At 45.7% G+C, this 14,839-nt stretch carries 13 protein-coding genes; 7 read left to right on the forward strand and 6 right to left on the reverse strand.

The features are described from left to right. The first annotated feature begins 216 nt into the window (after positions 1–216). Positions 217–720, forward strand: a complete 504-nt coding sequence (locus NF212_RS23490) for a type II secretion system protein (RefSeq protein WP_434361352.1) — start codon at positions 217–219, stop codon at positions 718–720. A gap of 59 nt (positions 721–779) precedes the next feature. Here the strand turns inward: NF212_RS23490 and dcuC are convergent, their stop codons facing one another. Continuing rightward, the gene (gene dcuC, locus NF212_RS23495) at positions 780–2,132 is read right to left on the reverse strand and encodes a C4-dicarboxylate transporter DcuC (RefSeq protein WP_434361353.1); all 1,353 of its coding nucleotides are present in this window, start codon (positions 2,130–2,132) and stop codon (positions 780–782) included. Between the two features lie 572 nt (positions 2,133–2,704). On the opposite strand from dcuC, the gene hppD reads away from it, so the two are divergent. Further along, the gene (gene hppD, locus NF212_RS23500) at positions 2,705–3,787 is read left to right on the forward strand and encodes a 4-hydroxyphenylpyruvate dioxygenase (RefSeq protein WP_434361354.1); all 1,083 of its coding nucleotides are present in this window, start codon (positions 2,705–2,707) and stop codon (positions 3,785–3,787) included. Positions 3,788–3,926: 139 nt separating this feature from the next. Continuing rightward, positions 3,927–5,009: a DUF3541 domain-containing protein gene (locus NF212_RS23505; RefSeq protein ID WP_434361355.1), complete on the forward strand. Its 1,083-nt coding sequence runs from the start codon at positions 3,927–3,929 to the stop codon at positions 5,007–5,009. Between the two features lie 40 nt (positions 5,010–5,049). Here NF212_RS23505 and NF212_RS23510 read toward each other — a convergent pair whose 3' ends face one another. Further along, positions 5,050–5,733 (reverse strand): PilZ domain-containing protein, encoded by a 684-nt coding sequence (locus NF212_RS23510; RefSeq protein ID WP_434361356.1) that lies wholly within the window; start codon positions 5,731–5,733, stop codon positions 5,050–5,052. Between the two features lie 351 nt (positions 5,734–6,084). On the opposite strand from NF212_RS23510, the gene NF212_RS23515 reads away from it, so the two are divergent. Together NF212_RS23515 and NF212_RS23520 are read left to right on the forward strand one after the other, a co-directional pair. Next, positions 6,085–8,385, forward strand: a complete 2,301-nt coding sequence (locus NF212_RS23515; protein WP_434361357.1) for a response regulator — start codon at positions 6,085–6,087, stop codon at positions 8,383–8,385. 472 nt (positions 8,386–8,857) lie between these two features. Beyond that, on the forward strand, positions 8,858–9,898 hold the full coding sequence (locus NF212_RS23520) for a porin (protein ID WP_434361358.1): 1,041 nt from the start codon (positions 8,858–8,860) through the stop codon (positions 9,896–9,898). A gap of 107 nt (positions 9,899–10,005) precedes the next feature. Here NF212_RS23520 and NF212_RS23525 read toward each other — a convergent pair whose 3' ends face one another. From NF212_RS23525 to NF212_RS23535, 3 genes are all read right to left on the reverse strand, one after another. Then, the gene (locus NF212_RS23525) at positions 10,006–10,314 is read right to left on the reverse strand and encodes a DUF496 family protein (protein WP_434361359.1); all 309 of its coding nucleotides are present in this window, start codon (positions 10,312–10,314) and stop codon (positions 10,006–10,008) included. Between the two features lie 148 nt (positions 10,315–10,462). Then, entirely contained in the window at positions 10,463–10,753 is a 291-nt protein-coding gene (locus NF212_RS23530; protein WP_434361360.1) for a DUF496 family protein, read from the reverse strand. 48 nt (positions 10,754–10,801) lie between these two features. Further along, positions 10,802–11,728, reverse strand: a complete 927-nt coding sequence (locus NF212_RS23535; RefSeq protein ID WP_434361361.1) for a chemotaxis protein — start codon at positions 11,726–11,728, stop codon at positions 10,802–10,804. 275 nt (positions 11,729–12,003) lie between these two features. On the opposite strand from NF212_RS23535, the gene NF212_RS23540 reads away from it, so the two are divergent. Continuing rightward, positions 12,004–12,951 carry a chemotaxis protein CheV gene (locus NF212_RS23540; RefSeq protein WP_434361362.1) on the forward strand — a complete coding sequence of 316 codons (948 nt, stop codon included), beginning with the start codon at positions 12,004–12,006 and terminating at the stop codon, positions 12,949–12,951. 89 nt (positions 12,952–13,040) lie between these two features. Further along, positions 13,041–13,523 (forward strand): SixA phosphatase family protein, encoded by a 483-nt coding sequence (locus tag NF212_RS23545; protein ID WP_434361363.1) that lies wholly within the window; start codon positions 13,041–13,043, stop codon positions 13,521–13,523. Between the two features lie 311 nt (positions 13,524–13,834). On the opposite strand, the gene NF212_RS23550 is transcribed toward NF212_RS23545, so the two are convergent. Then, positions 13,835–14,839: an NAD(P)-dependent oxidoreductase gene (locus tag NF212_RS23550; protein WP_434361364.1), complete on the reverse strand. Its 1,005-nt coding sequence runs from the start codon at positions 14,837–14,839 to the stop codon at positions 13,835–13,837.

Here is a 14,839-nt window from a genome sequence, read left to right on the forward strand (position 1 = left end):
TTGTTCAGGCAATTTGCGGAAGCATTTCTGGATTCAAACGGTTAAAACTCATGTTTTGGGGAAATAGCTTTATTTTTAGTAAGTATTTGCTAAATTAGTAAAACAATAAAAACATATATCTGAATTGAAATTTATATATAAATCCAATAAATCAGATAAGTAAACCCAGTGCATAAGACCGAAGTTGGAGTTTCATTTAACTACAATGGAGGTAGTATGAGTTTAAAAAAAGCCAAGGGTTTTACCCTGATTGAACTGGTTGTTGTCATTGTTATTTTGGGGATTCTTTCTGTTGTGGCTGCCCCCAAATTTCTGAGCTTTACCACTGATGCAAGGGTCGCAACCCTTAAAGGCATTAAAGGAAATGTAGAGTCAGCTATCGGTATGTTTCATGCTAGATCAATGCTGGATAACATATCCAGATCTCAAATTGTGACCCTTCAGGGACAAACCTATATGACGACTGCAAACGGTTACCCACTAGCAAGCGCTATTTGTCAACTGGTTGGTCTGAGCCGCGTTGGGAATGGAGATATTCCTGGCGATAATGTGAAATGTGACATAGTGGCTGGGCTCGGAAATGATTTTGCTTCGAGCAGCGATATGTTGATTCGGCTTTTAAACGGTTCGGGCGACGCGTTAGCTAATTGCCACGTTCATTACCGACAAGAGAGTAACGAGGCTACACCGGTGGTATCTGTCGTATCAACAGGCTGCTAATAATAGGCTTTAAGAAAAACGCCCGGATTCCCCGGGCGTCTTTAGTTTCTGGCTGGTTCTTACAGACCCACAATCAAAGAGACAGTGGTAGAAACTACCAGTGCGCCAATCATCGGGATAGCTGTACGTTTAACCAATTCAAATGGTGAAACACCGGCCACACCGGCTACCGCAACAATCGCGCCGGTAATTGGAGACATCGAGCGCGCAATGCCGGAGGCCAGCTGCATAGGCATCAGCATTGCTACGGCTGGAACACCCACTTTTGCAGCAATTTCTGGCACCATGGCTGCGAATGAGAAGAACGGCGCGTTGCCGGAACCCATCAGAATTGCCGCCAGGGTGATGATAATAACCATCAGGATAACCATCAGAGATGGTGAAACGCTTGCCGCCAGAGCACCCTCAATAACGGTATCCAGCAGGCCGATGGTTTTCAGGCCGTGGGCAAATGTCTGGCCTGCGATAACCAGTGTTACAACGCGTGCAAACTGGCGACCCATGCTGTCGAAGTAAACCAGGATGTCGCCGAATACGTCTTTAGGCCCACGACGGAAACCTTCGCACAGCATGGCAACAGCGATTGAGATCAGCATCGACGTTACAACGTCAATCTTCACAGCATCGAATGCCATAGGGCTGAACAGCAGGATTAGCGCCAAAGGAATGATAGGCAGCAGCGCGTACCATGCTGGTGGGTTAGCATTGTTTTCCTTGGCGTTGATGCTGGTATCTTCATCTGCAGTTTCACGCTGGTCGAACCAACGCTGAACGAAGAGATGGAGAACCGCGATGGTGATCATGGTCGCGATCGCTACCGGCATCTGGTAGGTGATGAAGTACTCAGTTACCGGCATGTCAGCGGTACGGGCTGCAAGGTTAACGTTGCCGGATGCAGGACCCAAGTCCAGACAGGCAGCAGTTGCAATAACGGCAGTGGCTGACATCTTGCTGACACCCAGACGCACCAGAATCGGATACAGGGTTACCATCAGCAGAAGACCAAGGCCTGATGCACTAGGGATAAAGATATTAAGAACCTGGCCAATCAGGTAGCCGAGAGCCATAACAAGGTAAGGAGCTTTGAAGAAACCCAGTGGTTTAATCGCAATGTTCACCAATGCGCGGGATGCGCCGATGTGATCCATATAGTGGGCAAAACCGCCAACAGCCATAATGATAAGGCCCAGGCCGGCAACAGTTTTGCTGGTGGTCTGCTTTACAAAAGTGAAAATATCAAGGGCAGCAGATCCACTGGATGCGGATTCAGGAAGCGGCATGCCGGTGTCAAACATAATACCGGCGGCCATCAGGACCATACCACCAAGGAACAGAGTGGTTTGCGGGTTGTAACGTTTCACTATCAGGTAACCAACAGCGAATATTACGACCAGGCTAAGCAACGTCGTCATTCATGCTTCTCCATAAACAGATGCAGTTGTCATTTTTCTAAATTGTCATTTCCTTTAACTTTTCTTCGAAAAATTAAAGACTCGCGACGATAACTATCAGCACCGTAAAGCAGAGACAACGCATTTCACTCTGGTGAATGAATGTCTTATTGAGTGATTTGTCATTGCTATTTCTTGGTGGGAGTTTGCAGCAATAACATGCGATTCACTTCACATTGTCTCATTTGGTGTTAATTGGTTATGAAGGGATGTGGGATTTGTTTGCAATCGCAATCAATGAATGCTGAAAAAACAATCGCTTTTCTATGTTCTGTTAACAAACTCTGGGTTTTGGCTTGATTAAATGGCACTCATTTTCCTGTTTGTTGGGAGTGCTGCAGGTTTGTCACTTGAAAAAATGTCGAGACATGAGAATTCAGTCACGTATTGATGCGAAGGGAGGCGGTGTCAATCTGAGTTGACAAAGTGGTGTTTACATTAAATTAACATCCGAGGTAACTGCAGGGATTCACCTGTTCGGGATACGAGTGCTATTTCTAATGGAACAGGAAAACAAACAGGAGACCTCTGACATGGCAGTTTCAGAAGCACTAAACCCAATGGGCACCGACGGATTTGAGTTTGTGGAGTATACCGCTCCAGATCAGAAAGGAATTAACGATTTGAAAGTGCTGTTCTGTCATATGGGGTTTGCCGAGATAGGAAAGCACAAGCATAAGGAAGTCTGGTTGTATCGCCAGGGTGACGTTAATTTCATTGTAAATGGTGAGCTTGCGCAACAGAGCCAGGCAGAGAGCTTTGCCAAACAGCATGGCCCCAGTGTCAACGCGATGGCATTCCGGGTTAAGGATGCGGTACATGCACTCAAGCATGCTGTCGCCAACGGCGCAAAAGTCTGTCCGCCACAGAGTGGCCCAATGGAATTGAATATCCCGGCTATCTACGGCATTGGGGATTCTTACCTCTACCTTGTTGACAGGTACGGTTCTGAAAACATCTATTCGGTCGATTTCGATTTTTATCCGGATTGGCAGGAGCGCGTGACTAGAAACGATGCCGGTTTGGGCGTGATCGACCACTTAACGCACAATGTCGATATTGGCCAGATGGACAAATGGGCCGGATTCTACGAGCGTATCGCTAACTTCCGCGAAATCCGCTTTTTTGATATTGAAGGGCGTCATACCGGGCTGAAATCCCGTGCGATGACTGCGCCTTGTGGAAAGATTCGAATCCCGATTAATGAATCCAGCGATGATAAATCCCAAATTGCTGAGTATTTGAATGAATACAATGGTGAAGGTATCCAGCACATCGCGTTGACGACAGATAATATTTACGAGACTGTCCGTAAACTCAAAGAGAAGGGCATGGTCTTTATGGATACGCCGGATACCTATTATGAAAAGGTTAATGACCGTGTGGCCGGCCACCAGGAAAATGTCGATGAACTGAAGGAATTGCGGGTTCTAATTGATGGCGACGAGAGAACTGGGATCTTGCTGCAAATCTTTACGGATACGGTTATCGGCCCTGTGTTCTTTGAAATCATTCAGCGGAAGGGAAATGACGGATTCGGTGAAGGTAACTTCCAGGCCCTTTTCGAATCGATAGAATTGGATCAGATTCGTCGTGGGGTGTTGGACGACGCCTGACCGATATACTTCCACATCCTTGGGGTCTGAATGGCCCCTTTTTTGTGCTTCATAATCAGACGGATAATTGACGAATCTATAACAGAACCGGATATCGGCCATGGTAGCGTAGTGCCACATTAATAACATGAGCACCCCCATGAAAAGGACGATAACCAAACTCGCATCTGCATGCACCCTGGCTCTCACCATTTTTACTGCTCACGCTGCTCCTTTTGATGCCATTCAGGATGCGGCGCATATCAAAAGCACGTTTGATACTCAGACCCTTGAGCTTTCTTACTATCAACTTGGGCATTATGGCCTGCGAATGTACCGTCAGACTCAAGACCCCAAATATAAAGCTGCAATATGGACAGACATGGCACGGGTTGCTGACCGTCTGAATACCTACAACGAAGAGATAAGCAAACCTGGTGACGTGAAAAGGCTGGGCAAACGCCGGCTCAAAAGCTATTCCTCAAATGACTCTGAAAGAGACAGGCTCAGGCATGAAGCGGCAAAGGGCAGGGAAGAGTATCTTGTGTTGGGCGCGGGTCTTATCAGTTCCATGGCCCGGGCCGATGAATACGGTTTGCAGCATCGCAATACGGAGCATCTGAAGGAGATTATAAATTGGTATGATTTTTCTCTGTATGCGACCAGTCCACAAATGATCCGTGCCTGGGCGGCACAGCTGGCAAACCAGGTCTATTGGCTGAAACAATTGGGAATGGCAGACCATACGCAGTCGTTTATCAATGCTTTTAGGGAAACTTATCCAGACAGCGAAGATACGTTACTTTCAGACCAGCAATTCAACAATAAACTCTACGGGATGACCCATATCATTTTGGCTGCATCTGAATATTACCGGAAGCCTGTAAACGAAAAAGACTTCGCGTGGATATATAACTATTTCAGAAAAAACATGGATACCATTCTTGCCCGGTCGAAGGAGGATGTTGTCGCAGAAGTGGGTATCACGTTTCTTCTTGCCGGCATGGAAGATGACCCGGTAGTGGCTCAGGCAAGAAAAGATATTCAGGATGCCCTGGACCGGGAAATGTGGTTGGTGCCTTCGGTTAACGGCAGTACTGATATTGCTGGTGGAGAACACAGAAATGTACTGGCGGTAATGTTATTGGATTGGCAGGGGACGAATGCCGTACCAGAAGCCGGAAAGGACCAAGGAGTGTTGTCATCCATCCCATGGGGACTGGTTGTCAAGCCAACCCCTTGACCTGATAAATACCCAGGGGCAGTGTTTGTACCTGGGTATTTTAAGCCGGTAAGTAATCCATCCCGCCTATTAAATCTGATTCAAGGAGGAGCTGAGGATAAATCTCTGCGATGGTATTCTCTTGGTCATCAAAACGAACCCCCAGGACAGAGTGCTTTAACGCATTGCTTTTGTTTACCACCGTCCCTTTACAGGCAACTTTGCTGTTTCCCTGGTTAAACAGAGCGATTGTGCATACCTCTCCCACTTTTACCGAATGGGTCAATGGTAATTTCACCGCGCAACCTGCTATTGAAAAGTCACGCATCAGCGCGTATGACGCATCGGTTTGGCTGATAAAACGAATTTCCCGTGAAATAGGTATGCGAGGATGTTGCCGTACCCGATGAATGGCTATTTCATCAGGAAGACTGATCGCCAGCATCTTTACCGGCCGGTATATCGTGCTCAGGATATGACTCTGAAAGGCAAAAATATCCCTGTGTTTGGAAGTGGTTAGCCCTCGTACAACAATGTCCAGTGAGTCAGATGTTGATATGAGCGAATCGATATCCCGGTTATTGGGATAATCAATCAGAACGAAACGCTTGTCTAAATATCCAACAAGCTTTGAACTTCCCTGGAGCATTGGTCTGTTCCCCGGTCGGATTTCCAAAGCCAGTTTTGTACCAATATCGACATTTTTAAAAAGCTGATCAGGTGGCAGCGTTTCAGTTCTCTTCATACGTTCGGATAATTTTAATTAGTTTGAATTGCGTCCAGATGAATGAAAATATGCTCATATCACAATAAAGTGCATTCTAAGAGGATGAATGCACAGTAATTTTGCGATCTGCTAGATATTTTGTCTAGTCGCTGGCGTTTGATTGTCTGAGTTTTTCACGTTTGGAAATTCAAATATTTGAACCGGTATGTAATTTTTACGTGCTAGAACAATGAGTAATAAGATGTCATCGTGAATGCGATCTTAGTCAGAAAGTTTAATACCCATCACGGAAAATCTGACTAACTGGCCGGTTATGAAGGTATTATTGACATCATAATCATAAATATCGTGAATAGATTCGGCTCAGGGATGGCGTCTGACAAAAATAAGCAACGCGTAGGCTTGGCAACCAAATTAGTAGGGCGAATGCTGCTTGTCAGTTCGTTATTCACACTGCTTATTTCCGCTGTTGATCTGATTCTGGACTGTCGGGAACGTCTGCAGGATGTGGATAAACAAATATCCATGATTGAGATGACGGAAATGGCTGATATGGCCAATGCAATTCTTTCCTCAGAGCCTAATGCGCTTGATATCGGGGCCCGCAATATCCACCGACTCCCTTACGTCCATTACGTAAAACTGTCCAGTGCTGTCGAAGCTGACCGGTTTGTTGAACTCGGACAGTTTCATGCCAAGGAAAAAATTAGCTACGTATGGCCTGTCATAGGGTTAAACAATACTCCTTATGAAGGAAAAACCATTGGCTATCTGCAGGTGGAAGCATACTCCGACGTGATATTAAGTGACTCCTGGCAGCGATTCGGAATCCTTCTGGCTACGCAGGGTATGTCAACTTTGCTTATTTGTATGCTGTTTTTCCTGATTTCATACTATGTCGTTGTTAAACCTATTGTCGGTGTAAGCAACGGTGTGTGCCAGTTTGACAAGGACAACCTTCCTAAGCTCATCGAGGATATACCCAAGGACTCCAGTGCAGAGATCAGCCGACTGATTTCCAGCTATAACACCACCGTCTGCCGGGTTCAAAAAATAAATCGGGATCTTCAGGCTGCAAAAGAGTCCGCTGAAACGGCTAACCAGAAAAAAAGCGAGTTTTTGGCAAATATGAGCCATGAAATTCGTACGCCTATTAACGGAATAATAGGTGCAGCATCGTTGTTGAAGTCGACAATGGGTAAAGACAACAGCCTGGATGAATATTTCAATATGTTGGAAGCGTCATCCATATCACTATTGGATATCATCAATGACATTCTTGATCTTTCCAAAATAGAAGCAGGAAAGATGGAGGTCGAGTCCCGTCTCATTAACCTGAAGGAGATGGGAAATGAAGTTGAGCAGATGTTTACACTCCAGGCGAGAGACAAAGGGCTGGAATTTCGGGTTAATGTGTCACCTGATGTGAGTACTGATTTAAAGGGTGATCCCATCCGGTTGCGTCAGGTTTTGGTAAACCTGACATCAAATGCTCTTAAATTCACTGACAGTGGTTATGTCTTTGTGGATATTCAGGTTTCAAGCCAGTCTGAGGCGAGTCAGAGGGTCCACTTTGAAGTTATTGATTCAGGTTCCGGCATTGCTACAGATAAGCAGTCACTGATTTTTGATAAGTTTGAACAAGCCAATGGGCAGTCCACCCGAATGTATGGTGGAACCGGACTTGGGTTGGCTATTTCGAGTCAACTGGTTCACTTGATGGGGGGTGAACTTGATCTTTTCAGCCATCTGGGGGAGGGGAGCCGCTTCTACTTCACCTTGGATATGGATGTATCCTGCGAAAATATTATTTCAGCCAAAGAAAGGCTGCAAATAGCTGATTACCATATCCTACTTGTGGACGACAGCCGCCTTAATTTGCGACTTACCCAGGCACATTTGAATTCTTTGGGATGCAAGGTAACCAGTTGCCATATGGCTTCTGAGGTTTTCAATTTGGTTTCAGCGGCGTTGGCAACACCACAACCTGTCAATTTGGCAATCATTGATAAACACATGCCGGAGTGTGATGGGTTTGAACTGGGCGCTCGTTTGAAGCGTAAGTTTGGTGAACGTTGTCCAAGGTTGCTAATGCTGACTGCATCACCTGAAGTGGAAGATAACAGTAAACTGGATCAAATTGGCTTTGAAGGGTTAATTGGCCGACCTTATGAGCCCCAAACATTCCTGAGAACGCTTAAGTCTTTCTTCGTTGTTGAAGAAGACGAAGATATTCAAGAGACGAGCCCGAAAGAGAAGGATGAGATGTTGAAAGGCAAACGGATTTTAGTAGTTGAGGACACGTTGGTAAATCAGAAAGTGACAGAGGCAATGCTTTGCCAATTGGGCGTGGAAGTTGATATTGCTGAAAATGGTAAACGTGCAATTGAGTGTTGGCAAAACCAGCGTTATGACTTGATTTTTATGGATTGTCAGATGCCGGTGTTAGATGGTTACCAGGCATCCCAACGCCTTAGAGAGATGGAAAATGATGTGGCATACCGGACCCCCATTGTTGCATTGACCGCAAATGTAACCTCTGAAGACCGAGCGGCGTGTTTTGCCAGTGGCATGGATGATTATGTGCCCAAACCTGTGAGGAAAAATGATTTAAAAGTGGCACTTTTAAAGCATCTGGCTAATTTTAATGTGCGTTCCAGTTTCATATAGATTATTGGTGTGAATTGTTTCATGCTGCAATAAAGTAATAGTGAATGTATCGGTGGTTAATAAATGGCCAGGCGATTTTCACTCGGTGATAAATAATTCAATCCCTTATATTTATTAATTGGCCTCTATTCCTATATGGAATTTGTTAATAAATGTTTTTCCCTACATTTTCGTAGCCATTTTCTTCTTAGAAAATAGATGTCTTTTCGAAGATGAAAACATCATTCCTCTAAGTTATTACTAGGTGGTAATCGATTTCATAACTACTGATATATTTTTCTATTGACATCAACTGGTGACGAATAATGCGGTTGCTTATTATTTTGTTGACAGTATAAAACTTATACAAATTAGCATTATATGGCATATTCTTCGTGCTATAAGGCGTGTTGCTGCATCGTTATTTCATTGTTACGTTGATATCGCGACATGATGTTGCGCTTACAAAACATACAGTTACAGGATTGTAATAATGAAAAAGACAGTGTTAGCTTTATCTCTCTCCGCACTTTTTGCCTCCACAGCAATCCAAGCCGCAGATATTTTTAAAACGGAAGATGGCTCCGCTAATTTCTATGGCCAGCTCCGTACCCAGGTTGAGAAATACCAAGATAAAGATGCAACATTAAATGCGGGTTCGTCTCGTGCCGGTGTATCAGCGCAATATGCAGTAAATGACCAATTTGATGTATTGGGTAAAGTCGAATTTGGTGTTTCTTATAAAGACGGTGACAAATATGCAATGGAAAACCGTCTTCATTATTTCGGTATTTCCGGTGACTTTGGTACTGTGACTTTCGGTCGCCAATGGGTTGTTGCTGATGATGCCTATGGCGCGGAATACAGTTATTTCTTCGGTGGCTCAGCGTTGCTTTACAGCACCATGAGCGGTGCCCGACATGACTCACTTATCAAATACGTTTTTGAAAACGACAATATTTGGGTAGGGGCTAACTACGGTCTGGGTGAAGACAATTCACAAAGTGAGTTAGCGGAGCTTTACGCCAAGTCGCAAATTGCCGGTGTAGATGTAACGGCAGGCCTGGGACGCACCTCAGATCCAGATGTGGAGTATAAGGATGGAGCCGATGTTGTTAATTCAGAAGTGGATCATACCTACTACAGCGTAACGCTGGGTAAAGGTTTTGGTGACTTTTACCTGGGGGCGACTTATGCAGCGGATAAACTGAGTGCAGACGCATCGAAACTTGATATTGACCGCCAGGGTGTTTCTGTAGCTGGCACCTGGGCATGGGCTGAGAATGCCACTGCATACGCAGGCTTTGAATATTCAATCAACAAGGCTGATACCGTCGATGGCAGTGTGAAAGGCAAGAATGCCTATGTTGGCAGTGATTACCACTTTAATGACTGGTTCCGCGTTTACGGTGAAATGGGCTGGTCAGATGGGAGCACACTTGGCTTTGCGAATAAATCAAGTAACGTCGCGGTCTCACCAACTGTTGTAGACAGTGAGAGCAAATTTGCACTGGGTGCCCGCGTTTACTGGTAAACCAGGACATTAAGGCGCTAACAGCCTGTGATGTAAAACCCTTGCAATATGAACAAAATAAAGCCGGCTGACCAGCCGGCTTCTTCATTAACAAAAAGGCCAGAAAATTACTTGGCAGCTTCTTTTTGTTCTTTGGTGATCTCACGGATGCTGCGCTTGATGTCGCGACGCTCTTTAGACAGTTCCGCACATTTGATGATCAGGTCGTCAACACGATCTTCGTAGTCTGACTTCATGTTCTTGATGATTTCTACGATTTCGTCGTGCGTCATTTGTGGGTGGATGTAGTCCGCCAGGTTTTCGAGTAACAGAACGCGCTTCTGGTTATCACGGATCTTCTTCTCGTTGTCTGCGATTTCGCGCTTCAGTTTGTTACGGCGGCGTGAGTGTTTAACGATATCAAATACACTACTCATAGTAGATATAACCCTGTTTCATTAGTTCTTGTACGATTAAACCATAAGGGCAAGCAACCTAACACCCATTTTCATATATCAAAATGGTGTTGCGACGCTGCTTGCTGAATTTCTGTTCACTGCTGTAAGTCATAGCCAGTTTACTTGCTCAACTGAGGCGGTTGATCTCAGCAGAAAGTGTTTCAACCTCAAGTGATGAGTGACTGTTTTGTGTCTCCAGTTCAACAATACGGGATTGGTAATCCTCGATCATCTGGCTTACTACCGGAGGGAGTTCCGAGGCGTCTATGTGATTGGATTTCAGGTAATCAACCAGGTTATCCAACATGGAAACAACAGCCTGGGTTGTTTCTTTTTCAGAAATTGACGCTTCTATATCCAGTTCTATCTGGAGCAGTTTGTCTTGCATGGCGTTTTCTTTCATAGCGGCTAAAACCATTGCTCCACCCTAATGGTGGATGATGAATACAAAATGAATGCAAGGAGCTTAGTCCTGTATTCCGCCTTCAAGCTTGATTGGGACGCCTTGAATTTTTTGTTCTGCGCCTCTGAGCATTGCGTTTACCAGTTCCCCAGCATCAAATTTTGTTAATGCCTCATGGGCACCGACCTGTTTCGCCCGGTCAACACTGATAGCTGAAGAAAGGGACGTGTGCAGAATCAAGTAAGCTTCTGACAGGCTGTCGTTGCTGCGAATTTCAAACGCGAGCTCATACCCATCAATACCGGGCATCTCAATATCGGAGACCACGATATCGTATGGTGCATTGTTTGATGCGGCTGCTTTAAGCATATCCAGTGCATCCAAGCCGTTGGAGGCGACATCGTAAGGGATGTTGATGCAGTCCAATGCATCAGAGAGTTGTTTACGGGCGATCATTGAATCATCAATCAGCAAAATACGCATTGGCTTGAGCTTTTCGCGGTCTATATCCGAAATAATAGGATGACGCTTATCCAGCTCAAGCGGGAATACTTTGGAAATGACAAATTCAACATCAAGCAATTGAACCAGTTTTTCCTCCATACGCATGATACCAGTCAGAAAAGCTTTGGTGCCAAGCGTGGAGGGCGGTGGCGTAATTTCACGCCAATTACATTCACCGATTTTTTCTATAGTCCGAACAGCAAACCCGACGACTTTACGTTGGCAGTCTGTGACGATGACTGAACAGTTTTGGTATTCACTTTCGGGTATTTTCGGATACCCGACGGCCCGCCCCATATCGATAACCGGGATAGCCAGGTTACGGAATGATGCGGTACCCATAATACAAGAGTGGGCACCCGGTAACTTTGTTAGGTGGAGAGACGGAACAATTTCCCTGATTTTGAGCGTACCAATGGCAAACAACTGGTTGCGGCTTAGTGTAAACAGCAGCATTCCTTGCGATTGGTCAGCCTTGCTCTTCATGGTCGATTCCCCTGAAAACGTGAGTGATACGTGATGTGGAGCGGTGCTTAGGCTAATTTAGTCGTTGTACTTCAATGATATTATCTCCTAAACTTACCAAACCAAACACTTTTAACGTCAGTTATCAGTAGTGTATACGGCAACTTGTTTCCTATCGATTTAGGCGCTAAATGTTGTTAACTCGCGCAGGGATTGCGAAGAGCCGATAGTGAACATTAGGAATACACAATATACGCACGATAATCATAAAACAAGGAAACCCGGTATAGGCTGTTATGACTAATATCCTCGATTCGGTTGACTCGCGTACGCGTCTGGTCGGTGAGAATAGACTGGAACTTTTGATTTTCCAGTTAAGCACTCCACAGTTGTTCGCGATAAATGTTTTCAAGGTTCGCGAAGTACTCAAGATACCTCGTTTAAACCAACTGCCCGGTTCACATCACAATGTGATTGGTGTTGCCACCATAAGGGGACATTCAATCCCAGTCATTGACCTTCGTCAGTCTATTGGCATGCGAAAGCTCGCTGTGACAGAAGATTGCAATATGATCGTCACGGAATACAACCGTACGGTGCAAGGTTTTCTTGTGGGGCAAGTCGTTAACATCCAGAACATGGGCTGGGACCAGATTATGGAACCACCCGAGGGGGCTGGACGTTCAAACTACCTGACCGCCATTACCCGGTTGGAACATGAAGGCAAAGAAAAGCTGGTAGAGATTATCGATGTAGAAAAGGTCCTTGCTGAGATTGTGACCTATGATATCGAGATCTCCGAGCATGTACTGGATACTTCGTTGTCCGAATACCTGGTTGGGAAGAAAGTACTTCTTGCTGATGACTCTTCAACGGCACGCTCACTGGTTGTTCAAACGCTTGGGCAACTTGGTCTGGAGTGCATTGAGTGTGAGAATGGGCAGCAAGCTCTGGATCTCCTCAAGGGTTGGTGTGATGAAGGAAAGAAAGTCACTGATGAAATTCTTCTGATGATTACCGATGCGGAAATGCCGAAAATGGACGGCTATAAGCTGACCTACGAAATTCGCAGTGATAATCGCATGAGTGATCTTTTCGTCGCACTTAACACCTCTTTGAGCGGCAGCTTCAATGAAGCTATGGTAGAAAAGGTTGGCTGTAACCGCTTTATCTCCAAATTCCAGCCTGATCTTCTGGTTGAAGTGGTTCAGGATCGCGCCCGTGAAATTCTTGGGCACTCCTGACAGGCAGTCGCTTTGATAGCAAAAAAGCAGCGTCAGGCTGCTTTTTTCGTTGTAGGCACATGGAAGTACGATAGCAACAAGGACGAGCAATGAAATGGTTATTTCTCCTCAGGCATGCTAAATCAAGCTGGGACAACCCTGGACTGAAAGATCATGACCGGCCACTAAACAGCCGGGGAAAGAAGAACGTGCCTGAAATGGTGCGTCGCCTTAATAGATGGTTGGTACTCCCCGATATTATCTACAGCAGCTCTGCCGTGAGAGCGGAGTCGACGGCCAAAGTTTTTGCTACGGGGCTAAATTCCCGTCCCCAACTGGAAATCCTGAAAAACCTCTACACCGAAGATTGCTCGGAGTTACTTGAGCAGATCACCGGTTTTGAAGATGGTTACGAAAACGCGATGCTGGTAGCACATAATCCTGCACTGAATGAGCTGGTAAACCAATTTGGCTTCGACGTAGAAAACCTTCCAACCTGCAGCATTGTTGTAATCCGAATCGAAACAGATTCCTGGCAGGATGCTGGAAAGGCCAAATGGCAATTCCTGTTTCACGACTACCCTAAATTTTGAACGTTTGAAACCCCAAACGCGTATGACTTTTGTGCATTAATCAGGAGACAGTTATCTACTGTTTCTGTGGATAAGTGCGTTGATGAGTTTGTGTATTTGATTTCAATGCACTGAAAATAAAGGATTAAAATTGGAAATCTTAAAATTGATGCATTTTTGCGCACATGCATAAATGTGACATCGGTATGACAATTTTACTTCCGGGGATTTTTTGAAATTACAAGCCTGAACCCGCACTTTTCATGCTAATCAGCGCAATCAAGAACGGTAGTTGTTGCTCCGATTGGAAAATTCCCATGCTGGGTGTTTCATCAAAAAAATCGATGGAGATTGCGCAGTGAAAAAGCCTGAAATGCTTCCGGGTTAACCAAATCTTCTGGATGTTTCCCAGCCAGCGCGGCTTTTACCGAGTCAACACACCGGGTTCCAATCTGCCCCATGCTGTTGTGTGACATACCCGCAATATGGGGAGTGATATGGAGGTTGGGAACTGTGAGAATAGGGGAGTTATCGGGGAGAGGGTGCTGGTGGTGGACATCCATTATTGCTGCACCAATTTCGCCTTTGATAAGGGCACAGGCAACTGCATCTATGTCAACGATTGGCCCGCGGGCAACATTGACCAGAAGGCTGGTTGGGGACATAAGAGAGAGTAACTTCCTGTCAATCATACCCCGGGTCTGTTCCGTCAGCGGGCAGGCTATGACCAATACGTCAGACTGCCTCGCCAGGTCCGGCAAACTTAAAAAAGGGTATTCCTGGTTTTCGGGGACAGTTCTTGTGTGAACAGAAACATCACATCCCAATGACTTTAAAATTGTTGCCAGCCGTTTTCCTATCGCGCCAAAGCCGACAATACCGATAGCTGAGCCGGACAACTCAAGCCCATTTACAGCAAGTGCACGCCCTTGAAACCAGCCAGTCTGACTGTACGGAGTCATGGCATCACGTACCTGCAGGATTGACCGCCGGACTGTGAGTATCATGCCGGTAACGTATTCAGCCACCGTATTGGCATTGGCATTTGGGGTATTGGTCACCAGGATCCCTTTCCCGGAAGCCTGCGATACCGGAATCATGTCAAGCCCGACACCGTGCCGGGCTGCGATGGCGAGTTTTGGTGTGTCGTCGAATATATCCTTTGGCAGTGTGGTTCGGACAATCACCGCATCTGCTTCTTTCAAGCATTTCCGAAGCTCATCGGGGGACTCATTTTCAGGTATCCGGACATTCGCCCACTCAACAAGTGAGCGCTGTATGTTTTCTTGCATGGCTTGCGTTGTGACAACAAGAGGGCGGGAATGTCTGTTAGCCAT

It is taken from the genome of Parasalinivibrio latis (assembly GCF_036825535.1).
GTDB lineage: Bacteria > Pseudomonadota > Gammaproteobacteria > Enterobacterales > Vibrionaceae > Parasalinivibrio > Parasalinivibrio latis.